The organism is Syntrophorhabdaceae bacterium, assembly GCA_028698615.1.
Classification (GTDB): domain Bacteria; phylum Desulfobacterota; class Syntrophorhabdia; order Syntrophorhabdales; family Syntrophorhabdaceae; genus Delta-02.
This window is the reverse complement of the sequence record JAQVWF010000083.1, coordinates 1-5,966: the sequence shown is the minus strand read 5'-3', so window position 1 is coordinate 5,966 and position 5,966 is coordinate 1. Positions and strand designations below refer to the sequence as shown.

The following is a 5,966-nucleotide window of genomic DNA, read 5'->3' as shown; positions in this document are numbered from 1 at the left end:
GCCTTCAAGCTGATTCTGGAGGCGACGGAGAAGGGGGATGCGGAGGGCGGTCTCCTGCCGGTGGGCCAGGTCACCGGCCTGATCCACGACGAGCCGGCGGTGGGCGAACTCATCGAGCGGATCGTCACCGAGGCCGACGCGATCCAGAAAAAAATGGCCGTGGCGTTGGCACGATGACGCAAGGTTGAGGAAGCTAAAGAAAATTCAGGGGCATCAGATGGGTTGCCCGCGGTTTCCCTCTGGGAAGATGCCGTCGGCAGTGCGCTGTTGCCCCCTACCTCGGTATGGGGTACCCATCCATTGCATGTGCCCTCCTGAGAATGGTTTCCATAATGAAGGTCTTCATGCGGCCTGCGTATTCGTTGAAATCGAATGCTGTATCATCGATGAGATGCTGAATAATCGTATGCTGGACGATAGAAACACACAAGGTGGTCGTGTACTGAATGTCCATTTCCGCAAATATTTTTTCTTCGATGCCTTTCTTGAGGATAACGGACAATTCCTCTCGGTAAGCTTGGTAAAGCCGCCGAACCATTTTCTTGATGGTGTTGTTACGGTTAATCTCTGTCCAGAACTCGAAGAGCAGAAAGAAGTAGTCCTTCTCCCGTTGGAACAATAGAAAACTCTGGTCAATGAAGATTTCCAGTTTCCCACGTGGATCCGAGGCCTTTTCCAATTCCGCAGCAAGATTTCTTCGAACGTTTTTCTGTGTTTCCTTAAAGACGTGGAGCAAAAGCTCCTGCTTGTTCTTGAAATAGTAATGAACGAGGCCGACGGACAGTCCGGCTTCGTGGGCAATGTCGGCGATGGTAAAGTTGTTATATCCCTTCTTGCTGACGACCTTGTACGCTGCCGCAGTCAGTTGCTCGCGACGAATGTCCATCAGGATTCGCTTGTTTCTGTCCCGTTTTAACTGTGCGTCTTTTTCCATGTATGTACGCCTTTTCCTTTACATTATCGAAGCCTTCAATGTAACTTTCAGCCACCGTTGTCAAGCAATTATTCGTCCTCGGGCACAAAAGAAAAACGGGCATCGTTACCGGCCCGGCGATCATGCCCGTTCAATAACTCGACCCCTACTTGCTGATTAGGGTCTTTTTGAAGTGTTGTTTGTCTGGCCTTCCTATTTCTTTCCCTCTTCCGAATATTCCCGCCGCAATTCCCGCTTCAGGATCTTGCCCGTGGGTGTCAGAGGCAGTGCCGAACGGACAAAAACCTTCTTGGGGACCTTGTATCCGGCCAAGTTCTCTTTGCTGAAGGCGATGATCTCTTCTGACGTGACTTCCATCCCGGGTTTCGGAACAACTAAAGCCGTAACAAGTTCCATCCAGTAAGGATCCGGCAGGCCGATGACCGCTGCCATGGCCAGCTTCGGGTGCCGGAGAAGAGCGCCTTCAACTTCCTGGGATGAGACATTTTCCCCGCCCGTCTTGATCATGTCCTTCTTGCGGTCAACGAAATAGATCCAGCCGTCTTCGTCCATATAGCCCAAATCCCCGGTATGGAGCCAGCCGTTGGCCAAGGTCTTTCCCGTCAGGTCATCCTTTTTCCAGTATCCTTTCATCACCGCAGCCGAACGTATCACAAGTTCTCCAATCTGCCCGGTCGGCACTTCCTGATCGTTGTCGTCAAAAATCTTTACAGCAGTGCCGGTATCAGGAATGCCGATGGCATTCCGTTTCTGGTCGAAAGACTCCGGACTGGAGGTTGTTCCCACGGGTGAGCTTTCCGTCTGTCCCCAGTAATTGCGCCACTGAATGTCCGGGTTGATGCCTTTCCAGCGCTCAATGACAACATTGGGAATGACTGCGCCGAAGGAAATGAACTTTTTCAGTGAGGATAGATCATACTTCTCGAATCCCGGAATCGTGGGAATGGCGGCATAGAGGGTAGGCGGATAAACCCAGTAGGTAAGTTTCTCCTCCTGGGTGAACTTTAGGGTCTGGAATGGGTCCGGGGCATAAGTGATCACGGCGCGGGCTCCCGACGCCAACACGCCCAACAGCACGGTATTGCCCGCAACATGGAACATCGGGATGTCGATAATGAATGCGTCGTCACGTGTGAAATTGGCATCCGGAATAAGGTGAAGGAGGGACATATAATAATTCAGGTGCGTGGTCATGACCCCCTTGGGAAAGCTCTCCGTCCCGGTCGTATAAATGAGGGTTGCAACGTCGTCGGATTGGATGATCTCCTCGGGCTCAGTTGCTGGATAGGAGCCGTTGAAAAATTCACCGACATCGAGCCAGCCGTCAGGCTTGGGTTTCTTGCCGAAATCGATCCAGCCGAAATGTTCAACACCCTTCAATTCCTTTTTCACTGCCAGGGCGTATTCCGTGAGTATGTCCTCTACAAAAAAGGCCTTGGGTTCGGCATCGCCGATGATGTAGCTGATCTCCTCACCTCTTAACATAAAGTTCAGAGGAACCGTGATCGCGCCGATTTTAGCCAGACCGAGGCAGCAGTAGAGATAGCTCATGCAATTGTGGGTCATGAAGGCAACGCGGTCACCCCGCTTGATTCCGAGCTTTGTGAAGGCGTTGGCCGCCATGCAGCTTTTTTCGTTAAGCGCCTGGAAGCTGATCCGTTCCCCCCCATAAATGAATACGGTTCTGTCCCGGAATCGCGCCGCCGAACGACTGACCAAGTCGCCAATGACCGCTCGTCGCAAAAGATTCTCATGCAATGGATCTAAAATCATGGTCTCCTCCTTTTTCTAATGATTCGATGAATGTATCCAGATTGACCCCGCTTCCCCCTTATGCCGAGATCTTCGCCCACCCTTTGGCAATATCCACTCGTTTTTTCAGATCGTATAGTTCCCGCACGAGGACATCGCCAGTCATGGGCGAACCCGACGCATTTATGGCCCAGCCCAGGAAGTAACCCGTAAATGTCGAAGCGGCAATTTCCTGGGCAAGGTAGAGGACTCTTAGACGTTCCTCTGTCGTGTATTTAGCGTTTCCGGATAAATACGTATCAATCAGCGCTTTAAGCTTGGGATTTCGATAATCGTTCTCTGTGGGCATGGTTACGATGATCCCGCCGGCAATGTCGTGCAGAAGCTGAATGTGTTCGCCGGCCAGATTCTTGATGTAGTTAAGCCCTGCATTTGCCGTGATTGTGCTGGGAATGAAAACGCCGCTGGGGTGCATTTCACCGCCTGCAGCAGCCCCCAGTGCGCATCCCTGGGCCACCTCGGCCTGTATCATGGTATGCGTGATCTTGTCCCGGATATGGGTCGTCTTCATGCCCAGCCCGTTGACATCCGCAACCAAGGCGGCGACGCCGCAAACTAGGTCTGTATGCCCAGCGAGGCAGGCACACTTTGACTGGCGTTGAAGGTTTCCGAAAAAGTAAGGAATCCTTTCCGCCATCTCCCATTCACCGCACATAAAGACCCGTTCCCAGGGAACGAACACGTCTTCAAAGAATGTCGTCCCCTCCACTGCTCCGATGGCGGAACCGATGGGACATTCCATGTCTCCTTCGGGATTGCTTCGCTGGGGGGCGGGTCTCGCGATGAAAGTGATGCCTTGGGTGTCGACCGGAACGGCGAAGGCAACCGCGAAGTCCTTGTCCTCCTCCGTCAGGGCACGACAGGGCACCACGACAATATACTTCGCACAGAAACAATAGGAAGTATGAACTTTGCAACCGCTAACGGTTATTCCCTTAGCGTCGCGCTTTGTGACCTTAAGTCCAGTCAGATGTTTCTGCTGGGAAGGCCTGAGAGACCTGTCCCCTTTGGGATCCATCATTCCCCAAACACAATCGTAATCGTTTTTCATGAGGTGCTTGGCGAATTCAACGAACCGCGAGTGATATTCCGTTTTGTGCAACGCGTCCGTTTCGTAAGTTGTGGCCCATAACAGACCGAGAATATTGCACATGCACCAGGTACAGATGCGACGTTGCGTAACTTCGCGTGTCAACCTGACCTTGATGATGGAGTCCTCCATCGTTCTTTGGATGTAGAGATTCAGCCTCCTAACCGGCTCTCCGACGAGAGGTTCGTGAACAACAGATAGTTCACGGAATTCTTCGTCAAAAGAAAAATCATGCAGTTTGGAAATGATGTTCAAGGTGGACTGGAAGCGTGGGTCATCCCAGACCCGCTTTACCTTTTCCCCCAACATGTAGACGTTCGGGGTCATACTCCGAAGATCGTCCACATACTCCGCACCCGTCTTAATTGCCATCTAACCCTCCTTTCGTATCCAAACTCGATGATCTGGTGCCCGACGATCATCCCTCCGCAAACCGACTCTCGCAAACTTATCGGATGATCCCGCAAAGTCGTTTGGCCGATTCAATGGCTTCCTGACGGTAAGGGGCGTACTGGGAGAACTCGTAGAGGAGAAGTTTGCAGGCCTGCCCGGATCCTCCGCCGTGGGTGGCGGAGTGAAGGATGGAGCAGAGTCCCCAGGAGATATTTTCGATGAGGCGGACGATCCGAACCCGATGCTCCGCCGGCTGACCGTCAACACCCCTGAGGTAACGCGCCAGATAGGGGGCAATCTCTGGATTTGTCAGTTCCTTCTCTCCAGGACAGCAAGAGAGGATACCACCCGTGATATCTTCGGCCAGACGGATCAAATCGTAGACGGCCTTGGATATGTAGTACTTGGCGTTGTTCGCGAGAATCGGGTCGGGCAGGTAACCGGCATCTCCGATTTTGAACCCCTTTGCGGCGGCAGCCACACCGCAGGAGAATATCGTCTCAGACAGGGAGTACATGTCCGAAAGTTTGTCCTTCACATGCGACACGTTGCGGATGCCGTTATTGGCCGCCATCAGGTCAGTCGCGGCAATCAAGACATCGGCCCAGCCGGACTTGCACCCCCCTGTGGTCGGCCGGTGGCAGGCCCCGAACATGTTGTTGAATTCATCCAAATACTCCACTTCGCCGCACATGAACACGCGTTCCCAAGGGACGAAGACGTTGTTGAAAATCACCACGCATTCATGAACGCCGTATTTGATGTTCCCAAGGTCGATCTCTGCACCTGGGGTGCGCCGGTCATCCTGGGGTTGACGGACGGAAATATTGATGATTCCGGGGGCGTTCCCGGGAACGGCGCAGACGACAACATAATCCTCGTCGCCCTTGCGGTGCGTTGTACACGGGAGAACCAGTTTCTCGTGGGCGAGAATGGCTCCAGTCTGGGCAAGCTTTGCGCCTTTAAGGACAATCCCGTCCTTGTTCTTCTCAACGACCTTTAAGTACATTTCCGGATCGCTTTGCTTGCACGCCTGAATGCGCCGATCCCCCTTCGGGTCGGTGATGGCCGGACACCCGAGAAGGTCTTCTTTCTGCATCATCTTGATCCAGTTCAGGGCGTTGTCGTGGTACCGGGTGCCCTTGTCATGGTCAATCTTTTTTGTGATGTAGAGCAGAGGCGCGAAGATGTTTTGGGCACAGCGGAACGAACAACAGCCCAGATGACGATTGGCGTACCGGGTAATACTGACCTTCCGGATGAGGTCATCCGTACTCTGGGGGACATGCTGGAAGCGCGAAATCGTCTCGCCGGTGAGGTGTGAGGTTGTGACGAACTGTTCCTGGAGCTCCGCGTTGAAAGCGAAGTCATACGATTCCGCCACGGCATCGATCGCCGGCCGGATCTTGGGATGGTCGTAAAGGTTCTTGATCTTTCCGCCGTCGATGTACAACTCGAAGTTCATCGCCTTGATGCTATCAATGTACTCCTTGCCCGTTTTCATTCTGCTCCTCCTCTGAATTGTCGTATCCTTGTGCGCTGGTTATTCGACCAATTTGTTGGATGACCAATCAATGTGCTGACCCATAGAAAAAAACTCGAGGCATGTCAAGCGAAAATTGCTGCGGAATTCGGGAAGTCGGGAAGTGACGAATTATATGGGTTACGAAGGATTTGGATTGAGTTTTTGGGATAATATTGAATGAGAACCCGAGGCGTCAGGAAACAGCAGTGCGC

Annotated in this window: 4 protein-coding genes; all 4 read right to left on the bottom strand. The window is 52.7% G+C overall.

Annotated elements, in window-relative coordinates; translation table 11 throughout:
- Window positions 1-274: 274 nt before the first annotated feature.
- The 4 genes from PHC90_14165 to PHC90_14150 all read right to left on the bottom strand — a co-directional run bounded on the left by PHC90_14165 (window position 275) and on the right by PHC90_14150 (window position 5,733).
- Entirely contained in the window at window positions 275-934 is a 660-nt protein-coding gene (locus PHC90_14165; protein ID MDD3847489.1) for a TetR family transcriptional regulator, read from the bottom strand.
- Between the two features lie 192 nt (window positions 935-1,126).
- Complete coding sequence (locus tag PHC90_14160; GenBank protein ID MDD3847488.1) at window positions 1,127-2,707, bottom strand: AMP-binding protein; 1,581 nt, start codon at window positions 2,705-2,707, stop codon at window positions 1,127-1,129.
- A gap of 58 nt (window positions 2,708-2,765) precedes the next feature.
- Window positions 2,766-4,208, bottom strand: a complete 1,443-nt coding sequence (locus PHC90_14155; protein ID MDD3847487.1) for a 4-hydroxyphenylacetate 3-hydroxylase N-terminal domain-containing protein — start codon at window positions 4,206-4,208, stop codon at window positions 2,766-2,768.
- A gap of 76 nt (window positions 4,209-4,284) precedes the next feature.
- Entirely contained in the window at window positions 4,285-5,733 is a 1,449-nt protein-coding gene (locus PHC90_14150) for a 4-hydroxyphenylacetate 3-hydroxylase N-terminal domain-containing protein (GenBank protein MDD3847486.1), read from the bottom strand.
- Window positions 5,734-5,966 lie beyond the last annotated feature (233 nt).

Bases quoted from the DNA above. Each gene is read 5' to 3' on its own strand.
- PHC90_14150 (MDD3847486.1), bottom strand. From the start codon at position 5,733: ATGAAAACGGGCAAGGAGTACATTGATAGCATCAAGGCGATGAACTTC.
- PHC90_14165 (MDD3847489.1), bottom strand. From the start codon at position 934: ATGGAAAAAGACGCACAGTTAAAACGGGACAGAAACAAGCGAATCCTG.
- PHC90_14160 (MDD3847488.1), bottom strand. From the start codon at position 2,707: ATGATTTTAGATCCATTGCATGAGAATCTTTTGCGACGAGCGGTCATT.
- PHC90_14155 (MDD3847487.1), bottom strand. From the start codon at position 4,208: ATGGCAATTAAGACGGGTGCGGAGTATGTGGACGATCTTCGGAGTATG.